Origin of the sequence: Halomonas sp. GXIMD04776, assembly GCF_049808615.1 — a bacterium.
Taxonomy (GTDB): Bacteria; Pseudomonadota; Gammaproteobacteria; order Pseudomonadales; family Halomonadaceae; genus Modicisalibacter.
This window is the reverse complement of the sequence record NZ_JBNCAN010000001.1, coordinates 81105-104287: the sequence shown is the minus strand read 5'-3', so window position 1 is coordinate 104287 and position 23183 is coordinate 81105. Positions and strand designations below refer to the sequence as shown.

At 62.0% G+C, this 23183-nt stretch carries 23 protein-coding genes; 20 read left to right on the top strand and 3 right to left on the bottom strand.

The annotated features are described in order from the left end of the window. Positions 1-316: 316 nt before the first annotated feature. Both ACPF7Z_RS00480 and ACPF7Z_RS00475 read left to right on the top strand, forming a co-directional pair. Complete coding sequence (locus ACPF7Z_RS00480; protein ID WP_425191196.1) at positions 317-784, top strand: DUF3429 domain-containing protein; 468 nt, start codon at positions 317-319, stop codon at positions 782-784. A gap of 78 nt (positions 785-862) precedes the next feature. After that, positions 863-2167, top strand: coding sequence for a lytic murein transglycosylase (locus tag ACPF7Z_RS00475; protein ID WP_425191195.1), 1305 nt, complete (start codon positions 863-865; stop codon positions 2165-2167). Positions 2168-2185: 18 nt separating this feature from the next. Here ACPF7Z_RS00475 and ACPF7Z_RS00470 read toward each other — a convergent pair whose 3' ends face one another. Further along, positions 2186-2899 (bottom strand): 16S rRNA (uracil(1498)-N(3))-methyltransferase, encoded by a 714-nt coding sequence (locus tag ACPF7Z_RS00470; RefSeq protein ID WP_425191194.1) that lies wholly within the window; start codon positions 2897-2899, stop codon positions 2186-2188. A 187-nt stretch (positions 2900-3086) separates the two neighbouring features. Here ACPF7Z_RS00470 and phaR point away from each other — a divergent pair, with 187 nt between their 5' ends. From phaR to xylB, 18 genes are all read left to right on the top strand, one after another. Next, a complete protein-coding gene (gene phaR, locus ACPF7Z_RS00465; protein ID WP_425191193.1) occupies positions 3087-3560 on the top strand; it encodes a polyhydroxyalkanoate synthesis repressor PhaR in 474 nt (157 codons plus the stop codon). Further along, positions 3557-4843, top strand: a complete 1287-nt coding sequence (purD, locus tag ACPF7Z_RS00460) for a phosphoribosylamine--glycine ligase (protein WP_425191192.1) — start codon at positions 3557-3559, stop codon at positions 4841-4843. Before phaR ends, purD begins: the two co-directional genes overlap by 4 nt. A gap of 60 nt (positions 4844-4903) precedes the next feature. Beyond that, complete coding sequence (locus ACPF7Z_RS00455) at positions 4904-5353, top strand: acyl-CoA thioesterase (RefSeq protein ID WP_425191191.1); 450 nt, start codon at positions 4904-4906, stop codon at positions 5351-5353. Beyond that, the gene (locus ACPF7Z_RS00450; RefSeq protein ID WP_425191190.1) at positions 5353-6225 is read left to right on the top strand and encodes a phosphoribulokinase; all 873 of its coding nucleotides are present in this window, start codon (positions 5353-5355) and stop codon (positions 6223-6225) included. The genes ACPF7Z_RS00455 and ACPF7Z_RS00450 overlap by 1 nt, the downstream gene beginning before the upstream one ends. A gap of 79 nt (positions 6226-6304) precedes the next feature. After that, positions 6305-6646, top strand: coding sequence for a histidine triad nucleotide-binding protein (locus ACPF7Z_RS00445; RefSeq protein ID WP_425191189.1), 342 nt, complete (start codon positions 6305-6307; stop codon positions 6644-6646). A gap of 265 nt (positions 6647-6911) precedes the next feature. Then, positions 6912-7868, top strand: a complete 957-nt coding sequence (locus ACPF7Z_RS00440) for a sugar-binding transcriptional regulator (protein ID WP_425191188.1) — start codon at positions 6912-6914, stop codon at positions 7866-7868. A gap of 131 nt (positions 7869-7999) precedes the next feature. Next, a complete protein-coding gene (locus tag ACPF7Z_RS00435; RefSeq protein ID WP_425191187.1) occupies positions 8000-9310 on the top strand; it encodes an ABC transporter substrate-binding protein in 1311 nt (436 codons plus the stop codon). 68 nt (positions 9311-9378) lie between these two features. Further along, entirely contained in the window at positions 9379-10269 is an 891-nt protein-coding gene (locus ACPF7Z_RS00430; protein WP_425191186.1) for a carbohydrate ABC transporter permease, read from the top strand. An 18-nt stretch (positions 10270-10287) separates the two neighbouring features. Continuing rightward, on the top strand, positions 10288-11106 hold the full coding sequence (locus ACPF7Z_RS00425; protein ID WP_425191185.1) for a carbohydrate ABC transporter permease: 819 nt from the start codon (positions 10288-10290) through the stop codon (positions 11104-11106). 13 nt (positions 11107-11119) lie between these two features. Continuing rightward, positions 11120-12289, top strand: a complete 1170-nt coding sequence (locus tag ACPF7Z_RS00420; RefSeq protein ID WP_425191184.1) for an ABC transporter ATP-binding protein — start codon at positions 11120-11122, stop codon at positions 12287-12289. A gap of 10 nt (positions 12290-12299) precedes the next feature. After that, positions 12300-13004 (top strand): HAD family hydrolase, encoded by a 705-nt coding sequence (locus ACPF7Z_RS00415; RefSeq protein WP_425191183.1) that lies wholly within the window; start codon positions 12300-12302, stop codon positions 13002-13004. Between the two features lie 36 nt (positions 13005-13040). After that, positions 13041-13832, top strand: a complete 792-nt coding sequence (locus ACPF7Z_RS00410; RefSeq protein ID WP_425191182.1) for an L-iditol 2-dehydrogenase — start codon at positions 13041-13043, stop codon at positions 13830-13832. Between the two features lie 2 nt (positions 13833-13834). Then, entirely contained in the window at positions 13835-14458 is a 624-nt protein-coding gene (locus tag ACPF7Z_RS00405; protein ID WP_425191181.1) for a nucleoside triphosphate hydrolase, read from the top strand. A gap of 83 nt (positions 14459-14541) precedes the next feature. Then, entirely contained in the window at positions 14542-16029 is a 1488-nt protein-coding gene (locus ACPF7Z_RS00400) for a mannitol dehydrogenase family protein (protein ID WP_425191180.1), read from the top strand. 62 nt (positions 16030-16091) lie between these two features. Continuing rightward, a complete protein-coding gene (gene tal / locus ACPF7Z_RS00395; protein WP_425191179.1) occupies positions 16092-17042 on the top strand; it encodes a transaldolase in 951 nt (316 codons plus the stop codon). A gap of 133 nt (positions 17043-17175) precedes the next feature. Beyond that, positions 17176-18648, top strand: a complete 1473-nt coding sequence (locus ACPF7Z_RS00390; protein ID WP_425191178.1) for a mannitol dehydrogenase family protein — start codon at positions 17176-17178, stop codon at positions 18646-18648. A 7-nt stretch (positions 18649-18655) separates the two neighbouring features. Further along, positions 18656-18994, top strand: a complete 339-nt coding sequence (locus ACPF7Z_RS00385; protein ID WP_425191177.1) for a hypothetical protein — start codon at positions 18656-18658, stop codon at positions 18992-18994. Further along, positions 18879-20354, top strand: a complete 1476-nt coding sequence (xylB, locus tag ACPF7Z_RS00380) for a xylulokinase (RefSeq protein WP_425191352.1) — start codon at positions 18879-18881, stop codon at positions 20352-20354. Before ACPF7Z_RS00385 ends, xylB begins: the two co-directional genes overlap by 116 nt. A 41-nt stretch (positions 20355-20395) precedes the next feature. On the opposite strand, the gene ACPF7Z_RS00375 is transcribed toward xylB, so the two are convergent. Both ACPF7Z_RS00375 and pgi read right to left on the bottom strand, forming a co-directional pair. Then, a complete protein-coding gene (locus ACPF7Z_RS00375; RefSeq protein WP_425191176.1) occupies positions 20396-21358 on the bottom strand; it encodes a carbohydrate kinase family protein in 963 nt (320 codons plus the stop codon). Next, complete coding sequence (gene pgi, locus ACPF7Z_RS00370) at positions 21355-23019, bottom strand: glucose-6-phosphate isomerase (RefSeq protein ID WP_425191175.1); 1665 nt, start codon at positions 23017-23019, stop codon at positions 21355-21357. The genes ACPF7Z_RS00375 and pgi overlap by 4 nt, the downstream gene beginning before the upstream one ends. Positions 23020-23183: the final 164 nt, after the last annotated feature.

The following is a 23183-nucleotide window of genomic DNA, read 5'->3' as shown; positions in this document are numbered from 1 at the left end:
ATGAACACGCGGATCAAACAATCTGCAGCGATAGCGGTCCGTCACGATCTCTTGTCTCCTTTCATGGCCTCTGGTATCTCGTGCCCTAAATCTAACAGCCTGAAAGTGAATGAAATTTTGCGCAATCAGTGGCGCCGCGTCGAAGATGGTTCGACTCTACCACGGCTTTCCAATCCCTCGCCAGCGCTGGTCGAGGGATAATGGAAAGTTGCCACCTGCGTTACGCCATCACTGGCGGGCACCGAATGGGCTCGTTAGCATGCAGGCTCGGTCTTTTTTCACTTGCGACTCACAATCAGAGCATAAAGAAAACTGCATGAACAACCTGGAGCATACACCGTCGCCGCGTTTACCCTTCTGGCTTGGCTGCGCTGGGCTGATTCCCTTTCTAGCTGGCGCCATCTGCATCTATGTAGCCCCCGTGCTGTGGCAGGCGCTGGCGATCAAGGCATTCGTTTTCTACAGCGCGGTCATTCTGTCGTTCCTCGGTGGTATTCATTGGGGGCTGGCCATGAGTCAAGACGCATCAGAAACACGGGCCTTCGATGTTCGGCTATCGTTGAGCATGGTGCCCAGCCTGCTGGCGTGGCCGGCATTATTGTTCAATTATGATGCCGCTGCCCTGATCCTGATGGTCGGCTTCCTGCTGGTGCGTCTGTACGAACGTCAGTCCAGTAGCGTTCAGCGTTTACCCCACTGGTATCAGAATTTACGTAGTTTGCTGACAGTCGTGGTGGTCCTTTGTCATCTTGCGGTACTGATAAGACTTAATCTGATGGGCTAAGCCGATACTGTTAGAGAACTCTGGTCGCCACTATCATCTTGGGTGAGAATGCCTCTTTTACTTTTGTAAGGACGTTTCATGCATCGTCGTCTCAGCACTATTTCCTCCTTGACCCTGGCGCTGCTGGTTGCGGCAAGTGGCTGTCAATCAAGTGCCAACACCACCGGGAATAGCGAAAACAGCGCCACCGCTTCCAGCGAGGCGGATAATACGGTCACTTCTGCCGAGGCCTCGGCGAAGAACGATGATGCGCAGGAAAAAGCCGAATTCTCCGAGTGGGTCGCTAACTTCAAGCGTCAAGCGCGGGGCGAAGGAATTAACGATGTGACCCTGGCGGCTGCTTTCGATCCAGTCCGCTTTCAACCACGCATCATCGAGTTTGATCGTAGCCAGCCCGAATTCAGCCGCCAGATATGGGATTACCTCGACAGCGCCGTCTCGAAGGCCCGGGTCGAACGAGGACGTGAGCAGCTCTCGCAGCATCGTCCGGCTATCGAGGCTGCCAGTCAGCGTTATGGCGTTCCCGGCAACATACTTGTCGCTATCTGGGGTATCGAAAGCAATTACGGCAGCAACTTCGGCAGTTTCTCTACCATCGATGCGCTGGCCACCCTGGGATATGACGGGCGGCGTCCCGGCTTTGCTCGAAGCGAGCTGATGGCAGCACTACGCATTCTGCAGCGTGGCGATATCGACCGCGACCACATGCGCGGTTCCTGGGCCGGTGCCATGGGGCACACCCAGTTCATCCCTTCGAGTTTCGAGGCCTATGCTCAGGACGGCGATAATGACGGGCGGCGTGATATCTGGGGCAGCATCGACGATGTCATGGCGTCGACGGCGAATTATCTTGCCGAGGCCGGCTGGCGCGAGGGTGAACCCTGGGGCCTGGAAGTGAGCTTGCCTGAGGATTTCGATTATGCCCAGACCGAACTGGCCAATCGCCGGCCGAGTCAGGCTTGGGCCGCCCAAGGGGTGACGGCGATACAGGGAGGTGGATTGCCGACGCTTGATGAGGCCGCCATCATTGCGCCCGCCGGCGCCCAGGGGCCGGCATTCCTGGTCGGACACAACTTTCGTGTGATCATGCGTTACAACGCCTCGACCAGTTATGCTCTGGCCGTGGGCTTGCTCTCCGAGCGGCTTGCAGGGCAGTCGGGAGTTCATGGGGATTGGCCACGAGGTGAGAAAGCCTTGTCCCGGGCTCAGGTAGAAGAGCTGCAAGAACTGCTCAATGCCCAGGGTATGCAGGTAGGCAAGCCCGATGGCATTCTGGGCCCCAACACCCGCAGTGGTATTCGTGAGTATCAGCGCCGTCTGGGTCACACGCCGGATGGTTTTGCCACCCTAGAGCTCTTGCAGCGTTTACGCAGCGAAGGATAGTTCAGGGTCACGCAGAATTCAGAAAAGTCTGGCAAGCAAGGCGGTCACCGCGGTTTCGACGCGTAGAATCCGCTCGCCGATATGAATGCCTTCGCAACCCGCTGACAGCAAGCACTCTACCTCATAGGGAATGAAGCCGCCTTCGGGGCCTATGACCAATGTGCACTCCTCGCTCAGGGCGCGAGGGCAGGCCTTGGGCATGCCGGGATGTGCCACGAGCCCGCGCCGACCTTCCAGCAATTCAGGCAGGCGATCCTCCACGAAAGGTTTGAAGCGTTTTTCCAGCGTTACCCTAGGCAGCACGGTGTCGCGGGCCTGCTCCAGGCCCAGTACCAGATGTGCATGAATCCGTTGCGGATCAAGCTCCGGTGATTGCCAGTAACTCTTCTCGACACGGCGGGTATGCAGTAGCGTGATATGCTTGACCCCCAGGGCGGTGACGTGCTCCAGCGAGCGCGCCAGCATGCGAGGGCGCGGTAGGGCCAGTACCAGATGTACCGGCAACGGCATGGGAGGTGCCAGTTCGAGACGTATCACCTCGAAGCAGGCCCCATGATCATTCAAGCTTATCAATCGACCACGCCCAATCGCGCCGCCCTGGATGCCCAAGGTCAGTTCCGTGCCAATGTCGGCACCCTGTACGTCGCGTAGATGGCGTACTCGACGTGGATCGCGCACCCAGGCATATCCCTCGGTATCGATGTCCGCAAGGTCGAGTAGAATCAGGTTCATGCCGATCCTCATGAGTAAGTTTTCAGAGGCATTAAGCGTCATGCGCTTAATGAATGGCAAGGGTGGTTGGCATAGAGCGGTTGCAAGCAGCATAGTGCGGTGCACAATGTGTCGAGGATGCGCAATGTAAAAGCACCGCGCGCAATGTATAAAATGAAAAGCGATACTATTTAAATAGGGGGGCGCCGTGCGCGTAATTCGCAAATATGCCAATCGTCGGCTTTATGACACTCAGCAGAGTCGCTATGTCACTCTCGAGGATCTGCGCCGCCTGATTCTCGAGGAAGAACCGTTTCGGGTCGAGGATGCCAAAACCCGGGAAGACCTGACACGCACGATTTTGCTCTCGATCATCATCGAACAGGAGCAGGCCGACGGTGAATCCGAGGTCTTTTCCAACGATCTGCTGCAACAGTTGATTCGCGTCTATGCCATGGCGCGACCCTTGCCGCTGGCGCGCTATCTCGAGCAAGGCACCCAGCTCATGCTGGAGCAGCAGAAGCGCCTGCAGGATCAGTGGAAGCAGGCCATGCGCAATTCTCCCATGGAGTTGATGCGTGAGATGGCCGAGGACAATATGCGCTTCTGGCAGAACACCATCACCAAGGCGCAGCAGAAGGAAGACGATGAGAGTGAGGGTGAGGGGAAGGGGAAGCAATGAAGGTCCTGATCATCGGCGGCGGTGGCCGTGAGCATGCACTCGCCTGGAAGGTGGCTCAGTCACCTCGAGTGGAAAATGTCTTCGTGGCGCCGGGCAACGCTGGCACAAGCCGCGAGCCGATGCTGACTAATGTCGATATCGCCGCGGACGATCTCGAGGGCCTGGAAGCGTTTGCTCTGCAGAATGCCATCGAGCTGACCATCGTTGGGCCGGAAGCGCCTCTGGTCGCGGGCGTGGTGGATCGCTTTCGTGCCGCGGGGCTGACGATCTTCGGGCCCTCTCAGGCGGCAGCCCAGCTCGAGGGCTCCAAATCCTTCACCAAGGATTTTCTGGCTCGGCACAATATCCCCTCGGCATACTATGCCACGTTTACCGAGGTTGATTCGGCGTTGGCTTATCTCGCCGAACAGGGCGCCCCCATCGTGATCAAGGCCGATGGCCTGGCCGCGGGCAAGGGGGTCGTGGTCGCCATGACCGACATCGAGGCCGAAGCCGCGGTGCGCGACATGCTCGAGGCTAACGCCTTTGGTGATGCGGGGGCGCGGGTGGTGATCGAGGAATTTCTCGAGGGGGAAGAGGCCAGCTTCATCGTCATGGTAGACGGCGAACATATATTGCCCATGGCCACCAGCCAGGATCACAAGCGTGCCGGTGATGGCGATAGCGGCCCCAATACCGGCGGCATGGGCGCCTATTCTCCGGCACCGGTGGTCACCGAAGCCGTCTATCAGCGCGTCCTCGACGAGGTGATTCTGCCGACGGTCAAGGGTATGGCCGAGGAGGGTCACCCCTACACCGGGTTTCTCTACGCTGGACTGATGATCGACAGTGAGGGTGCGCCCAAGGTCATCGAGTACAACTGTCGCTTCGGCGATCCTGAAACTCAGCCCATTCTGTTACGTTTGAAGAGCGACCTGGTGCAATTGTGCCTGGCCGGGGCCGAGGGGCATCTCGATGAGTACCGGTGCGAGTGGGATTCGCGGACTGCGGTCGGCATCGTCATGGCCGCCCAGGGCTATCCCGGGAAGTATCGCAAGGGCGATGCCATCAGCGGTCTTGAAGAGGCAGAGGCCGATGGCTGCAAGGTATTTCATGCGGGCACGAGTCTGGATGATCAGGGGCGCATCCTCACGAGCGGCGGACGTGTACTGTGTGTGACCGCCCTCGGCGAGACCGTATCCCAAGCCCGGGATCGTGCCTATGCAGGCGTGGCGGCGATCGACTGGGAGGGGGCGATGTATCGCCGTGATATCGCCTACCGGGCCATTGCCCGCGAAGGATGATCGCGTGCCGACACGGGCGCTAAAAAAACGCAACATCAAAAATAACGATCGGAGCATCCCATGGAGCGAGTACAGCTCGAATTCCCCGAAGTGGACATCATTCATCATCATCCACTCTCGGTACGCATTGGTGATATGAATTATGGCCGTCACCTGGGCCATGACGCCTTGATTACGTTGCTGCATGAGGCTCGCGCTCAGGCCTTTGTCGCACTGGGATTTCGTGAATGGGATGTGGCGGGTTACCCCAGTGTGGTGGCGGATCTGGCGGTGCAGTACCGTGCCGAGGCCAAGTGGCCCGACATGCTGGAGGTGGAAACGGCGATTCCCTCGGCCGAAGCGCGTGGCTTCTGCGTTTACCAGCGTCTTCACCGTCCCGCAGACAAGCGCACCATCGCCGTGGCGCGACTGAATCTGGTGCTGCTCGATCCCGAGGCGGGCAAGCCGGTAGCAGTACCCTCTGCCTTGAACGAGGCGCTGGACGCTGTACGACAGCGGAGGAGCGACTGATGTCGCGGGAGTATCCTGTCCTTGCCGTCACCGGTTCCTCCGGAGCTGGCACGACGACGGTGCGTCGTACCTTCGAGCGCATGTTCGCTCGGGAAGACGTGCACGCTGCCTTTGTCGATGGTGACGCCTTCCACCGTTACACCAAGGAAGAGTTGATCCGGATCTTTCACGAGGAGCCGGAGCGTAAAGACGAGCTGTCGCATTTCGCCGTCGAAGCCAACCTGCTCGATCGCCTCGAGGCACTGTTTCAGGAGTACGGTGAGCATGGTAGCGGTACCTACCGTCACTACATTCATGCCGAAGACAAGCAGATGATCGAGGCGGGTCAACGGGTGGGTACCTTCACCGACTGGCAGGCGCTACCCTACGGCACCGACCTGCTCTTCTACGAAGGACTGCACGGCGGTCTTGTGACCAGCGATCACGATATTGCCCGGCATGTCGATCTGCTGGTTGGGGTGGCGCCGACCATGAACCTGGAGTGGATCCAGAAGATCGATCGCGACACCAAGCTGCGCGGCTACTCCCAGGAGGCGGTGATCGATACCATCGTGGGGCGCATGCACGACTACGTGCGCTACATTCAGCCGCAGTTCTCGCGTACCCACATCAACTTCCAACGTGTGCCGACGGTGGACACCTCCAACCCTTTCGAAGTGCAGGATATCCCCACCGATGCAGAATCCTTCGTGGTGATCCGCTTTCGCGATCCCTCGACGGTGGACTTTCCTTATCTATTGACGATGATTCAGGATGCTTTCATGAGTCGACCGCATACGCTGGTCGTACCGGGGGCGCGCATGTCGCTGGCCATGGAATTGATCCTGGCGCCGGTGATGCGGCATTTGCTGGGTCAGCGGCGCTTCCGTTAGGTTTTGTCCGAGAAGTGACTGCGCTCGCCGACTTTCAAACAAAACGTAGAGGTTGAATGCGTTACAGAAGGAGTCTGTCATGGAATGTCTGTTCTGCAAGATGATCGAGCGGGAGATCGAGCCGGATGTGGTCTTTGAAGACGAGCATGTGCTTGCCTTCAATGACATCAATCCCCAGGCGCCGACCCATGTGCTGATCATTCCCAAAAAGCATATCTCGACGCTGAACGATATCGGGTCGGATGATCTGACGCTGGTCGGCCGTCTTCAGCACACTGCCGCGCAACTGGCGAAGAAATTCGGTTTCGCTGAAGACGGCTATCGAATAGTGATGAATTGCAACGACCACGGCGGCCAAAGCGTCTATCATATACACATGCATCTGATGGGCGGTCGTCGCTTCTCTTGGCCGGCGGGATAGTCGGCAGATTGCGCCTCACCTTGCGTGACGCGCATTCATTGCAAGTGCATGGCACCATCAGTGCATACGGGGTCGTTTCCGGTCAGTATTTTCGGGAGCGGCCCTTTCTTTTGGTTGCCTTCCCGATGTAAGCCCCTTTCCGCCTAGCTCGGCGATCGGCTGCCTATCGTAGCCCCTGGCAGCGATATTTGTTCGAGCGCTTTATCACGCCCCGAGATTTTTATAGGCTCGTCAGATACTGCGACAACCGGAGTGATCGAAGCGCGTGGATAAGTTCGAATTGAAGCTGGATCAGGCCGCTCGCGCTGCCTGGCTCTCCTACGTTGGGGGGCGCACCCAGGATGAGATCGCCAATCAGCTCGGCGTTTCCCGCCCCGGTGTCCAGAGGCTGCTGGCCCTGGCACGCCAGGAAGGTCTGGTCAAAGTGCATATCGACCATCCGCTTGCCAATTGCATGGTGATGTCGGATGCCATCGTCCGGCGTTTCGGGCTGGATTTCTGCGACGTGGTGCCCGCCGACCCCGATGCCAGCGATGGTGATGTGCATTACCTGGCGGTGGCTGGCGCCGAACGACTCTCCCGGTATCTGGATCGCACCGAACCATTGACCCTGTCGCTGGGCACGGGACGTGCGATACGCGCCATGGTGGAGGCGCTGAGCCGTGTTGACCGATCCCAGCATCGTTTCGTGTCGCTGGTCGGTAACGTGGCCAGGGACGGTTCCTCGAATCGCTATGACGGCGTCATGGTGCTGGCGGACAAGGCCGGTGCCGAGCGCTTCCTGTTGCCGGCGCCGGTGGTGGCCGGATCGCTGGAGGAGAAGCAGGCGTTGCAGGGGCAGCGATTGTTTCAGGCCGTCGCCGAGGTGGCCAGTCAGGCAGAGGCGGCGTTCATCGGAGTAGGGCGCATTGATCGACGGGCCACCCTGTTCCAAGATCACTTCATCAGCGAGACGGAGCTCGAGGAACTGCTGGCGCTTGACGCCGTGGGGGAGTTACTGGGGTGGCCGATGAACCAGGCCGGCGAGGTGATCGACTGTTCCATCACCCGCCGTGTCACCAGTCTTCCGCTCGAGATGCTGCGTGATCAGGCGCTGGTGGCCCTGGCCGGCGGACGTGACAAGGGCCCCGCCATTCTGGCGGCGCTTCGGGGTGGCTGGCTCAAGGGGCTGGTCACCGACGAGAGTGCTGCACGGCATATCGTCGAATCCGCCAACCACTAATAAATTGAACTAATGTCTAATACGGTGGGCTTTGCTTTTTTCGGGTTTCGGGTCGATCATTTGATCAGTCAGAGATTAAATTGATCAAAAGCGGTCGACAACAACGCCAAAACGCCCCAAAGGAGCCCATCATGAAGCTCTCCCGCACTCTCTCTTTCATGGGTATCGCCGCCTTAGGCGCCGGTGCCGTGAATGCCGAGACCCTCACCGTGGGAACGGTGAACAACAACGACATGATCATCATGCAGGGACTGACCAGCGAATTCGAGAAAGCCCATCCCGATATCGATCTCGAATGGGTGGTGCTCGAGGAAAACGTGCTGCGCCAGCGCCTGACCACGGATATCGCGACCAACGGTGGCCAGTTCGATGTCATGACCATCGGGACCTATGAGGTGCCGATCTGGGCCAAGCAGGGCTGGCTGGTCGAACTCGACGATCTTCCCGATGACTACGCCAAGGAAGATCTACTCGAGTCGGTTCGCGATGGCCTGAGCCACGATGGCACCCTGCATGCCTTGCCGTTCTATGGCGAGAGCTCGATGATGTACTACCGCAAGGACCTGTTCGAGCAGGCCGGCATCAAGATGCCCGAACAGCCGAGCTGGGAGCAGGTGCGCGACTGGGCCAGCCAGCTTCATGATCCCGATAACGATGTCTACGGCATCTGTTTGCGCGGCAAGCCGGGGTGGGGTGAAAACATGGCGCTCGTGTCCACCATGGTGAATACCTTCGGCGGCCGCTGGTTCGACATGGAGTGGAACCCCCAGCTCGACTCCGCGGCCTGGCAGGAAGCGGTCGGCTTCTATGTCGATCTGCTCAACGACTATGGGCCTCCCGGCGCCAGCTCCAACGGCTTCAACGAGAATCAGGCACTGTTTTCCAGCGGCAAGTGCGGCATCTGGGTCGATGCCACTTCCGCCGCGGGACGTATCTACGATTCGCAGGAATCCAAAATCGCCGACCAGCTCGGTTTCGCGCCGGCGCCGGTGGCGAAGACGCCGAAGGGATCGCATTGGCTGTGGTCCTGGGCCCTGGCGATTCCGGCGTCCTCCGATTCCAAAGAGGACGCCAAGGAGTTCATTACCTGGGCGACTTCTCAAGAATATATCAAGCTGGTCGGCGAGAAGGAGGGCTGGACCAGCGTGCCGCCGGGCACCCGCGAATCCACCTACGCCAACGAGAACTACCAGCAGGCGGCACCCTTCGCGGACTTCGTGCTCCAGGCCATGCAAAGCGCCGACCCGACCGATTCGACGCTTGAGCCCAGCCCCTATGTCGGCGTGCAGTTCGTGGGCATTCCCGAGTTCCAGTCCATCGGTACCCAGGTCGGCCAGATGGTGGCGGCTGCCCTGACCGGGGAGCGCACCGTCGAGCAGGCTCTTCAAGCCGCCCAGCGTTCTACCGAGCGGACCATGCAGCGTGCCGGTTATATGGATTGAGCTGAGCATTCCTGGGCCGGGGCTTTGTCCCGGCTCTCCTGACGCTCCCAACGTTCGCGGTAAATCTCATGAACAAGACACGCGCATACGGACGCACCGTCGGCGGGCTACGTTCCCTGACGCTACAGGCGCCCGCCGTCACCCTACTGTTGCTGTGGATGCTGGTGCCCCTGGGCATGACCCTGTGGTTCTCGTTCCAGCGTTACAATCTGTTGATGCCCGGCATGAGCGGTTTCGCCGGGCTGGAAAACTACGAATACCTGCTCACCGACCCGGCACTCTGGTCGGCCATGGGCACCACCCTGCTGCTGGTTGGCTGGGTGCTGATCATCACCGTGGTCGGTGGCACCCTGTTGGCGGTGCTCTTCCAGCAGGACTTCCTGGGGCGAGGCGTGGCCCGGGTGCTGGCGATATCGCCGTTCTTTGTCATGCCCACAGTTAGCGCCCTGGTGTGGAAGAATATGATGATGCATCCGGCCAACGGGGTGCTGGCCTGGCTGGCCAACCTGTTCGGCCTGCCGGCGGTGGACTGGTTCTCGTCGCTGCCGCTGACCTCGATCATCATCATCGTCGCCTGGCAATGGCTGCCCTTTGCGTTGCTTATTCTGCTCACTGCCATCCAGTCGCTGGACGACGATCAGGTGGAAGCCGCGCGCATGGATGGGGCCGGCCCCCTGGCGGTGTTCTTCTTCATCACCCTGCCGCATCTCAAGCGGGCGATCAGCGTGGTGATCATGATCGAGATGATCTTCCTGCTGACCGTGTTCGCCGAGATCTTCGTCACCACCTCTGGTGGGCCGGGGCTGGCCACCACCAATCTGGCCTATCTGATCTACATCCAGGCACTGCTCGACTTCGATGTCGGCACCGCCTCCGCCGGCGGGGTGATCGCCATCATCCTGGCCAATATCGTCGCCATCTTCCTGGTCCGCCTCGTGGCCAAGAATCTGGAAAGCTAGTTCATTCGGGAGCCTCTCATGACGACCCCTCGATACAAGCGTTTCTTGCTGGCGGTGCTGGCCTGGTCGATCGCCCTGATCATCTTCTTCCCCATCCTGTGGATGGCGCTCACCGGGTTCAAGACCGAAGCCGACGCCATCGCCGATCCCAGTTTCTTCTTCTCGCCGACGCTCGAAAGCTATGTTGCCGTCCACGCGCGCGCCGACTATCTCAAGTTCGCCTTGAACAGCGTGGTAGTGGCCTTCGGCTCGACCTTGCTGGCGCTGCTGATCGCCATCCCCTCTGCTTATTCCATGGCCTTCTTGCCGACCCCGCGCACCAAGGGCACCCTGCTGTGGATGCTCTCCACCAAGATGCTGCCGCCGGTCGGCGTGCTGATGCCGATCTATCTGCTGTTCCGCGATACCGGTCTGCTCGATACGCGTACCGGGCTGATCATCGTCTACACGCTGATGAACCTGCCGATCGTGGTATGGATGCTCTACACCTTCTTCAAGGATCTACCCCGGGACATCCTCGAGGCAGGACGCATGGACGGCGCCAGCACCTTTCAGGAGGTGCGTCATCTGCTGCTGCCATTGACGCTACCGGGGATCGCCTCCACCGGCCTGCTGGCGGTCATTCTCAGCTGGAACGAGGCGTTCTGGAGCCTCAATCTCACCTCCTCCAGTGCGGCACCGCTGACCGCCTACATCGCTTCCTTCTCGAGCCCCGAAGGCCTCTTCTGGGCCAAGTTGTCCGCGGCCTCGACCATGGCCATCGCACCCATCCTGGTATTCGGCTGGTTGACCCAAAAGCAGATGGTACGGGGTCTGACCTTCGGCGCCGTCAAATAACAAGGAGTTGCTCATGGCAACGCTACAACTCAAGCAGGTCGTCAAGGAATTCGGCGATACCCAAGTCATCCAAGGCGTGGATCTCGATATCAAGGATCGTGAGTTCGTGGTCTTCGTCGGCCCCTCGGGCTGCGGCAAGTCGACTCTGCTGCGCATGATCGCCGGGCTCGAAAGCGTCTCGTCCGGCGACATCCTGATCGATGGTCAGCGTATGAACGACATCGGCCCGGCAGAGCGCGGCCTGGCCATGGTGTTTCAAAGCTACGCGCTCTACCCGCACATGACCGTCGAGGACAACATGGGCTTCAGCCTGCGACTGGCCAAGGTTCCCAAGGAGCAGCGTCGCGAGAAGGTACGCGAGGCGGCCAGTATCCTGCAGCTAGAGCCGCTGCTGGATCGCAAGCCCAAGGCGCTCTCCGGGGGGCAGCGTCAGCGCGTGGCGATCGGCCGCGCCATCGTGCGCAACCCCAGCATTTTCCTGTTCGACGAGCCGCTCTCCAACCTGGATGCCTCCTTGCGCGTACAGATGCGCATCGAACTGGCACGTCTGCACGACGAGCTCGACGCCACCATGATCTACGTCACTCACGATCAGATCGAGGCCATGACCATGGCCGACAAGATTGTCGTGCTCCAGGGCGGCGTGATCGAGCAGGTCGGCTCGCCCATGGAGCTCTATCATCATCCGCGCAATCGCTTCGTGGCGGGCTTCATCGGCTCGCCGAAGATGAATTTCCTCGATGTCGAGGTGGTGGAAGCCAAGGCTGATGGCGTCCAGGTCACCTTGCCCGGTGGCGCCACCTGCGAAGTGCTTGTGGACGGCAGCGGCCAGGCACAAGGTGCTGCCCTGGAACTGGGCATTCGTCCCGAACACCTGGAACTAGACGAGCAGGGCCCTCTGGAAGGCGAGATTCAGGTGCTGGAGCGCCTGGGCGGCCAGACCTCTTTGTACGTTCGCAGGGAAGGCATGATGATAACCATCATGGCGGATGGCGACGTCCGGCATCGGGTGCACGACCGGGTGCGTTTCGGTTTCGCGCCGGAACGAGCGCATCTCTTCGATCGCGAGGGCCTGGCGCTATCCAGTCTGCGGGAGCATCCCCTGGCCCGTCTCAATCGGCAAGACCATAAAGCGCGTGCCGATGAAAAACACGCCAATGGAAAACACGCTGATGGAGAATAGGCCGAGCTCGATGCTGAAAGAAATCCTGATCTTCGACTGCGACGGGGTGCTGGTCGACAGCGAGATCATCGCCGAGAGGGTGTTGAGCGAGTGTCTGGACGCCTGGCTGCCCGATCTGCACGCCGAGGCCGAATTGCGCCAGGTGCTGGGCATGACCACGGCGGCGATTCTCGACAAGCTGGCCCGACGCAGCGTGCACGACTTGCCCCAGGACGCTCAGGGGCACATCGAACGGACCATCGACGCACGTCTTGCGACCGACCTGCAGGCCATCGAGAGGGTTGCCGAGACCATCGAGGGGCTCGAGATGCCATTGGCCATCGTCTCCAACAGCGGTCGCCAGCGCGTGAAAATATCGCTGGAATGCACGGGCCTCTCGAGGGTGCTGGCCAGGGCGCTGGGCGAGGTGCCGCTGTTCACCGCCGAGCAGGTCGCGCGACCCAAGCCCGATCCGGCTGTCTACCAACTGGCGGCCCGCACCCTGGGATATGCCCCGGAGGATTGTCTGGTGGTGGAGGACAGCGTTTCCGGGGTCACGGCCGCCCATGGCGCGGGCATGACGGTTATCGGCTTCATCGGCGCGAGCCATATCGAGCCCGGTCATGACCAACGCCTCGAGCAGGCCGGCGCCTGGCAGATCATGTCAAACATGCAGGAATTGGCATCGTTGGTGAAACGCTGGCGCGAACAGCGCGGGCCCGTCGCGAAAGCATGAGACGTCGGGAAAATAGACTCGAGGCAGGAAGAGATCATGAAACTCAATGAGAAGGTTGCGGTAGTCACCGGCGGGGCGCGAGGCATCGGCCTGGCCATCGGTCAGGGCTATCTAGCCGAAGGCGCCAAGGTGGTCGTCGCCGATATCGATGAGGCGTCTATCGAAGACGCCGTCGAGCGGCTGAAGCGTGAGGCGGGGGATGATGCTGAACGAGTGATGGGGGTGCGTCTCGATGTCTGCGACCAGGCCTCCATCGACAGCATGGTCAAGGCAGTCGTCCAGCGCTTTGACGGTATCGATATCCTGGTCAACAACGCCGCCATCTTCGACATGGCGCCGCTGCTGGAGGTCAGCGAGGAGAGCTTCGACAAGCAGTTCGCGGTCAATACCAAGGGAATGTTCTTTACCCTGCAGGCCGTCGCCCGCGCCATGGTCGAGCGCGACCGGGGCGGCAAGATCATCAACATGTCGTCCCAGGCCGGGCGGCGTGGCGAGGCCCTGGCAAGCGTGTACTGTGCCAGCAAGGCGGCGGTGATCAGCCTCACCCAGTCCGCGGGGTTGGCGCTGATCAAGCACGGCATCAACGTCAACGGTATCGCGCCGGGGGTGGTCGATACGCCGATGTGGGAGGTGGTCGATGCGCTGTTCGCGCGTTACGAGAACCGCCCCTTGGGTGAAAAGAAGCGCCTGGTCGGCGAGGCGGTGCCCTACGGGCGCATGGGCAGGCCGGAGGATCACGCCGGTGCCGCCGTGTTTCTGGCCTCCAGCGATAGCGACTACGTCGTCGCTCAGACACTGAATGTCGACGGCGGCAACTGGATGAGCTGAACATGAATCCGAACATTCACGACATGGCTGCGCGTCTGCTCGAGGCGGCACAGGGGCACGAGCGCTTCGTCGTGGCCCTGGCCGGACCACCGGCGGCGGGCAAGTCCTTTCTTTCGGAATGGCTTTGCCGCGAAATCAACGAACGCCAGCCGGGTATTGCCGCCGTGGTGCCCATGGATGGCTATCACTTCGATAACGCGGTACTCGAGTCCCAGGGGCTGGTGCCCATCAAGGGCGCGCCGGAGACCTTCGATGCCGATGGCCTGCATCAGGACCTGATGCGTATCCGGCGTGCGGACAAGAGTGTCGCCGTGCCGGTGTTCGATCGCCCCCTGGACCTCGCCCGCGCTGGCGCCCGGCTGATCACGCTCGAGCACCGCATCGTGATCGTCGAGGGCAATTACCTGTTGCTGAATCAGGCACCCTGGCCAGCGCTGAACGAACTCTTCGACATGACGCTGCTGCTCGAGGTGCCCGACGAGATTCTCGAGGAGCGTCTGATCCAGCGTTGGCTGGACATGGGCCAGGATCGGCGCGCCGCCTACGACAAGGCCTATCACAAGGACATGCGCAATGCGCGACTTATCAAGGCCGAATCGATCGAGCCCGACCTTCGCTGGAGCTAGGGCAAGGACAGTCGCCGACCGCGCTCGCCTCAGCCCACCCGTTCACTCATTCTCGATTGCCGTTTGCGGCAAGGAGCGCCCTTATGTCCACTCTCAGCAATGCCACTTTTGATCGTCTCGATCCGCAGGTGGCCGTGCCCGCCTACGACCGGCGCCAAGTCACCCCTGGCATCATCCATTTCGGTGTGGGGGGGTTCCACCGCGCCCACCAGGCCATGTACCTGGATGACCTGATGAACCGCGGCGAGGCGCTGGACTGGGGCATCATCGGTGTCGGCGTGATGCCCGGCGACCGGCGCATGCAGAAGGCGCTGGCCACCCAGGATTATCTGTATAGCCTGTTGGTGAAGCATTCGGATGGCCACTACGACGCCCGGGTGATCGGTAGCATGATCGATTACCTGTTTGCCCCGGACGATCCGCAGGCGGTGATCGAGAGCATGGCCGACCCGGCGATCCGCATCGTCTCGCTGACGGTCACCGAGGGCGGCTACAACTTTCATCCGGTGACCGGCGAGTTCAACGTCGACAATCCCGACGTGCAGCACGACCTGACCAATCCCTCGGCCCCTCGCACCTCCTTCGGGCTGATCACCGAGGCGCTCAAGCGACGGCGTGAGCGGGGGCAAGCTCCCTTCACGGTGATGTCCTGCGACAATATCCAAGGCAATGGCCATGTCGCCCGTAAGATGTTCACCGCCTATGCGCGCCACCGTGACGCCGGACTGGGTACCTGGATCGAGGCCGAGGTGCCGTTTCCCAACGCCATGGTCGATCGCATCACGCCGGTGACCACGGCCAGCGATATCGAGGAACTGGCCTCACGCTTCGACCTCGAGGACGCCTGGCCGGTGGTCTGCGAGCCCTTCACACAGTGGGTGCTGGAAGATCGCTTCGCCGCCGGACGGCCGGCCTTCGAAGAGGTGGGCGTACAACTGGTCGAGGATGTCGAGCCCTACGAGCTGATGAAGCTGCGCCTGCTCAATGCCAGCCACCAGGCGCTGGGCTACTTCGGCTACCTGGCCGGCTACCGCTATGCTCATGAGGTCTGTCAGGATCCGCTGTTCGTCGATTTCCTGCTCGGCTACATGGCCCATGAAGCCACCCCGACCCTGGCCCCGGTGCCCGGTGTGGATCTGGAGGCGTATCGCCATACCCTGATCCGACGCTTCGCCAACCCGCAGATCAAGGATACCCTGGCCCGATTGTGCGCCGAGAGCTCGGATCGCATTCCCAAGTGGCTGGTGCCGGTGATTCGCGAGCAGCTCGCGCGAGACGGCGAGATACACCGCACCGCGGCCGTGGTGGCCAGCTGGGCGCGCTATGCCGAGGGCGTCGACGAGCAGGGCGAGCCCATCGAGGTGGTCGATCGCCTTCGAGACGAGCTGATGGGGATCGCGGCACGTCACGGCGAAGAACCGACCGCCTTTATCGACAATCGCGAGCTGTTCGGTGACCTGGCCGAGCACACGCGCTTCCGCGAGGCCTACCGGTGGGCCCTGGCGTCACTCCACGAGCGAGGCGCGCGCGCCACGCTGGAGACCCTGGTGACGACGCGAGGAGAGGCCTGATGTACACCGCGGTATTTCCTGATCGATCCTGATCGAATTCCACAACCAAGGAGGAACCTCCCATGACCACACGGCTCGATAGTCTGAAGACCCACTCCCTGGTGGTCGCCGACACCGGCGACCTGGACGCCATCAAGCGCTACCGGCCCCATGACGCCACCACCAATCCCTCGTTGCTGCTCAAGGCCTTCGACCTGCCGGGCTATCAGGCACTGATCGACGAGGAGCTCGCCGCCTTGCGGGCCGAGTTTCAGGACCGCCAGGCTCGGGTGGAGCACGCCGTGGATCGCCTCGCCGTGGCCAAGGGGGCCGAGATCGCCCGGCACATCCCCGGGCGGATATCCACCGAGGTGGCCGCACGGCTCTCCTTCGACGAGGAGGCCAGCGTTCGCAAGGCCCATGAGCTTATCGAACTCTACGAACGACGCGGCGTGGGCACCGATCGTGTGCTGATCAAGCTGGCCTCCACCTGGGAAGGCATCCGCGCCGCCGAGCGGCTGGAGCGCGAGGGCATCCAGTGCAACCTGACCCTGCTGTTCAGCGAAGCCCAGGCCCAGGCCTGTTTCGATGCCGGCGTCTTCCTGGTCTCGCCCTTCGTCGGCCGCGTCACCGACTGGTACAAGAAGGAAACGGGCCGCGACTGTGCCCCTGAGGAGGATCCAGGCGTACGCTTCGTACAAGGCGTGTGCCAGCGGGCCGGGCATGGCGGCTACGACACCGTGGTGATGGGCGCGAGCTTCCGCACCGTCGGCCAGGTGCTGGCGCTGGCGGGCTGCCCGCGACTGACCATTTCGCCGTCCCTGCTTGAAGCGCTGGCGGCGGAGGAAGGCGAGGTCGCCCGGGCGGTGGAGTTTCCCGCCGCCGGCGAGCGTCCCGCGCCGCTCACCGAGCCCGCCTTCCGCTGGGGCCACAATCAGGACGCCATGGCCAACGACAAGCTGGCAGAGGGCATCCGCCGCTTCGACGAGGACCAGCGCAGCCTGGAGGCACGCCTCGCCGAGCGGCTGGGCTGATCGCAGGCCCGTCTTGGGTGTCCCGGGCGCCTGGCGTCGGGGGTATCACCACGGGAAGGCAAGGCGGTGCTAAAGTGTATCGGCCGACGGGGTCTTGCTGGGGGCGCCAGCCTGAGGGGGCCGGGGGAAGTCAATGGGTGATGCACTTACGCAGAAGTCGCTTGCCGCCGTCCGGCACCGGGTGGCGGTGCCGGCCTACGATCGCCGCGGGCTGCGTCCGGGGATCCTCCATATCGGGCTGGGCAACTTTCACCGCTCGCACATGGCGACCTACTTGGATCGCCTCTTCGAGCAGGGCGAAGCCCATGACTGGGCGATCATCGGTTCCGGAGTGATGCCGGCGGATGTCCGGATGCGCAGGCGTCTGCGCCAGCAGGACTGGCTCTCCACCGTGGTCGATCTCGGGCCGGGGGCGGTGTCGGCCCGGGTAGTGGGCGCCATGGTCGACTTCGTTCCCGTCGTGTCGGCGGCCATCGTCGAGGCGCTGTCCGACCCGCGTGTTCGTATCGTCTCCCTGACCATCACCGAAGGGGGCTACTTTCTCGATGCCTCCACCGGCCGCTTCGATTCGAATCATCCCCGAATCCGGGCCGACGCGGCCGGCCCGGCGCGCCCGAGGACCGTCTTCGGCATGATGGTCAAGGCGCTGGCCGAGCGTCGGGCGAAGGGCCTGCCTCCCTTCAGCGTGCTCTCCTGCGACAACCTTCCCGGCAATGGCGATGTGACGCGCCGGTCGGTCGTCGGCCTGGCCGAGCTCATCGACGACGACCTGGCCGGATGGATTCGGCGGGAGGCGACTTTCCCCAACTCGATGGTCGACTGCATCACGCCCCCCACCACCGCCCGCGAGCGTGAGCTGGTAAGCCGTCGTTTCGGCATCGAGGATGCCGCTCCCGTGGTGTGCGAGCCCTTCCGGCAGTGGGTGGTCGAGGATCGGTTCTGTGCCGGTCGCCCGCCGCTGGAGAAGGTCGGCGTCGAGTTCGTCGACGACGTGTCGGCCTACGAGACGATGAAGCTGCGGATCCTCAACGCGGGCCATGCCAGCATCGCCTATGCGGCGGCACTGCTGGGATATGATCACGTGCATCGCGCCATGGCCGATCCGGACATCCGCGACTGGCTGCTCGCGCTGCAGAAGCGGGAGATCATGCCCGCCCTGGAGGAGGTCGAGGGCGTGGCCTACCCGGCGTACCTGGCGTGGATCGTCGAGCGCTTCGGCAACGCCGAGATCGGCGATACCGTGTCGCGGCTATGCGCCAACGGTTCGACACGACAGCCGAAGTTCATCCTGCCCGCGATCAGAGATGCCCTGGGCCGTGGTTTCCCCGTCGCGGGACTGGCGCTCGAGCTGGCGCTCTGGTGTTGCTATTGCCGGGTGGCCGGCGAGGTGTCACAGGTGCCCGAGCTCTCCGATCCCCTGTCGGCACGGCTGAGGGCGGGGGCGCGGGCGTCTGTTCGCGATCCGCGAGCCTTCCTGGAGATCCGTGAGGTTTTCAACAATCTGGCTGAATCGCAGAAGCTCCTGGGCGCCTTTGCCAGGTGGCTCGACATCATCGACGGTCAGGGCGTTCGTGCTGCCATCAGGCGCTATATTGCTGAAGAGTGAGAAATTGATGATGCAAGGCCGCTTCGTGCTCTCCAACGGCCACGGCCCCATGCTGCACTACTCCCAACTGCACCTGACCGTCTATGCCCGGGCCCGGGCTCCGGAACTTGTCGCGCGGCCCACCTCGACACCCTGGGCATGCTGCATCGGGACGGCGCCCGCGCTACCCTTGAAGCCTTGCCAAATCCTGGATGAGAAACGACGCGGGGAGAGTAGGCATGTACGTTGGTGTGGATTGCGGTACCCAGAGCACAAAGGTGGTGGTGATCGATGTCGAGAGGGCCATCATCCTGGGCGAGGCGAGTCGTCCCCATCGTTTGACCGAGGGCGACAACGGTCGCCGTGAACAGGCTCCAGCCGATTGGCTGACAGCCTTTCGTGGAGCCTTCACCGAGGCCGTGGTCAATGCCGATATCGACGCCCGGGCGATCCGGGGCATCGGCGTCTCCGGCCAGCAGCACGGCATGGTGGCGCTCGATATTCAGGGCGAGCCGGTGCATCCAGCCAAGCTGTGGTGTGACACCGAAACCACCACTCAGAATGCCGCCCTGGTCGAGCGTTTGGGAGGTGAGTCCGGGTGTCTCGACAAGCTGGGCCTGGTGCTGCAGACCGGCTATACCGCTTCCAAGCTGGCCTGGCTGCGCGCGATGCACCCCGAGGCTTACCGGCGTATCGACAGCCTGCTGCTGCCCCATGACTACCTGAATTTCTGGTTGACCGGTGAACGGGTCGCCGAGGCCGGTGATGCCTCAGGTACCGGTTATTTCGATACCCGAACGCGCCGCTGGCGCGAGGACGTGTTCGCTATGATTGCCCCGGAATTGAATCCCGAACGGGTCCTGCCGCGGCTGATCGAGTCCCACGAACCGGCGGGAGTAGTTCGTTCGGAATTAGCGCGGGATCTGGGGCTCGAAGAGGATGTACTGGTCGCCAGCGGCGGTGGCGATAACATGCTGGGTGCCATCGGTACCGGCAACATCATCCCGGGAGTGGTGACCATGAGCCTGGGCACCTCGGGCACGGTATGCGCCTATTCCGATGCGCCGGTGATTGCCGACAATGCCATGGTCGCCAATTTCTGTGCCAGCCATGGCGGCTGGTTGCCCTTGGTATGCACCATGAACGTCACGTCCGCGACCATCCGAGTGCGCGAATTGTTCGGACTCGATCTGGAGACTTTTGGCCGAAGGGTTGCCAGTGCCCCGATCGGAGCCGAGGGGCTGAGCGTATTGCCGTTCTTCAATGGCGAGCGGGTGCCGGCGTTACCCCAGGCCACGGCCAGCTTCCTGGGGCTGACCAATGCCAACGCGACGCAGGCCAACCTATGCCGGGCGGTGGTTGAAAGTGCCACCTTCGGCCTGCGCTATGGTCTGGAGTTGATGGGTGATCTGGCCGAGGGCGCCAGCCAGATTCGCCTGATCGGCGGCGGCGCCAAGAGCCCAGTGTGGCGACAGATGGTCGCCGATATCACCGGCACCCAGGTGATCTGTCCGCAGGTCACCGACGCCGCGGCACTAGGGGCGGCCATTCAGGCGGCCTGGTGTGATCGCCAGACGACGGATTCCCTCGACGCCCTCTGCGCGCGCCTGGTACATCTCGACGAGTATTCGCTGGACGATCCCGATCCTGCCCGAGTCGAGGCCTATCACGGCGTCTATGCGCGCTATCGCCGGGCGCTGGCCGAGCACCACGGCGTGCCCGCTTGAAGCGACGCCTGTGATGACGGCCTCGTCATGAGGCGTTTGGATCACTCCCGTAAGGCCATGAGATCGGCACGTGTCGGCAGGGCGGCGTAGGCGCCGGGACGGGTCACCGCATGGGCGCCGCAGCGACAGGCGACCTTCAGCGCCTGGTGCAATCGCGGCTCATCTCGATGCCAGTCTGCCTCGATGCCATTCTCGGCGAGCATCGCCAACAGACCCCCGATGAAGGCGTCTCCGCCCGCTGTGGTGTCCACGGCTTTCACTTTGGGGGGCGTGACGCGAAGTGCTAGATCCACGCCGCGCGCCTCGACATCATTGGCGCCGTCGGTGATCACGATCAGGCGTACCCCGGCGGCCAGGCGTTCGGCCAGCCAGGCGTCACGCGGATGATCGCCACGTAGATAATCGAGCTCGTCGCTGGACAGCTTGACCAGCTGCGCATGGTCCAGCAGGCGGGTCACCAAACCAATGTTGGTGCATTCCTCGGCCCACAAGTTATGTCGCAGGTTGGCATCGACACTGACCAGACAATCGGCGCGCTGCGCCATCCCGGCTAGACGCATCGTAGTGTCGGCGATGGCGTCCTCGGTAAGACTATTGCTGCACAGGTGCAGGATGGCCGGCGTATCGAAGACGCCCACGGGCAGATGCTCGATGCGGTAGAGCAGATCCGCCGCCGGGGGACGGTAGAAGTCGAAGGTGCGTTCACCGTCCGCGTCCCGGGAGACGAAGGCCAGGGCTGTACGGGCATCCCTCGTCCTCACCACGCCCGAGGTGTCGACGCCATGATCGGCAAGCTCTCCGGCCAGGAAATCGCCGAAATAATCCGCACCGAGCATGCCCAGGAAGCGGCTGGGCACCCCCAGGCGGGCGCAGGCCACAGCCACATTGGCCGGAGCACCGCCGGCATAGGGCGTGAAGGTCTCCGGCCCCTCTTGGGTGTCGTCACCCAGACGGCTGGAGAGCATGTCGACGAGGGCCTCGCCGAAGGCGATTACCGGGGTCATGAACGCTTCTCCTTGTCTGGCTTGTCCGACGTTGTTGCCGTCCGGGTCGCTGGCGCTTTGTGCGCATCGAAGCGATCGCGCACCAGGGCGAGCAGCCCCTGGGTAGAGGCGTCGAAATCCTGAGTATGGGCGTCGATGCGCTCGCTGATCTCGCCGGCGATTCGCTTGCCCAGCTGCACGCCCCACTGATCGAAGGAGTTGATGTTCCAGATCACCCCCTGCACGAACACCTTGTGCTCGTAGAGGGCGATCAATGCGCCCAGATTTCGGGGGGTCAGCTCGTCGAGCAGCAGCGTGCTCGACGGGCGGTTGCCCGGGCAGCTGTAGTGATCGAGTTGGCCGTGTTCCTGGCCCTCTCCCTGGCTGCCTTCCATGAAGGCGTTGGCCTGAGCGAGCATGTTGGTCAGCAGCGCGAAGTGATGCTCCTCCATGCCGGGCTCAGGCTTCAGCGAGGCGATGAAGTCGATGGGCACGTAGCGGGTGCCCTGATGCAGCAGCTGAAAGAAGGCGTGCTGGCCGTTGGAGCCGGTCTCGCCCCAGACGATGGGGCCGGTCTTGTAGTCGACGGGCTGGCCGAAGATGTTCACCGACTTGCCGTTGGACTCCATGTCGAGCTGCTGCAGGAAGGCGGGCAGCTGATGCAGGGCCTGATCGTAGGGCACGATGGCCTGGGTCTCGGCATCCTGGAAGTTGATGTACCAGATGCCGATCAGTGCCATCAGTACCGGCATGTTGCGGGCATTGGGAGCCTCGATGAAGTGGCGATCCATGGCATAGGCGCCTTCGAGCAGTTCCATGAAGCCTTCGAAGCCGATCGCCAGGGCGATGGGCAAGCCAATGGAGGACCACATCGAGTAGCGACCGCCGACCCAGGCCCAGAACTCGAAGACGTTCTCCTCGCGGATGCCGAATTCCATGGCGGCCTTGCGGTTCGTCGAGGCGGCGATGAAGTGGGCGCCCACGTCGGCGTCTTCGCCGGCATTGTCGAGGAACCAGCGCCGTGCGGTCTTGGCGTTGAGCAATGTCTCCTGGGTGGAGAAAGTCTTGGTCGAGACGATGAACAGTGTCGTGGCCGGATCGAGGCGCTTGAGCACCTTCTGGATGTGCGCACCGTCGACGTTGGAAACGAAGTGGAAGTTGAGTTCCGGATGGCGATACTTGAGCAGCGCCCGGCAGGCCATGTTGGGCCCCAGGTCCGAACCGCCGATGCCGATGTTGACCACGTCCTGGATGCGCTTATCGTTGTAACCCAGCCAGTCGCCGCTGCGCACCGCTTCCGAGAAGCGCCGGATCTGTTCTCGGGTCTGATGAATCTCCGGCATCACGTTCTTGCCATCGACATGCACGGGGTCGTCGCCCAGGTGTCGCAGAGCCGTGTGCAGTACCGGTCGGTCCTCGGTGACGTTGATGATGTCGCCAGAAAACATCTGCGCACGGCGTTGCACCAGCGCCGAGTGATTCGCCAATTCCAGCAGCTTGGCCATCACGGCATCGGAGATCAGGTGCTTGGAGTAGTCGAGAAACAGCCCGCCGACGCGCAGGCTCATCTTGTCGAAGCGCTGTGGATCGGTGTCGAAATAGTCGCTGATGCGGTCATTGACAGTGCTGTCGCGTAGACGCTCCAGGGCCTGCCAGGTGACGCTGCGGGTGAGTTGGAACATGGCATCCTCGCGTTGTTGTTGGGGATCGAGCCGGCCTTGGTTGGGGTAAGCGCTATCAATCAAGATTAGCGCAAGGATGGCTAAGAAAACATCCATTCAATGTAGTAAGTTAACCAAATTTACAGGAGTTTTGTCGCTATATTGACCCGATATATTTATATTTT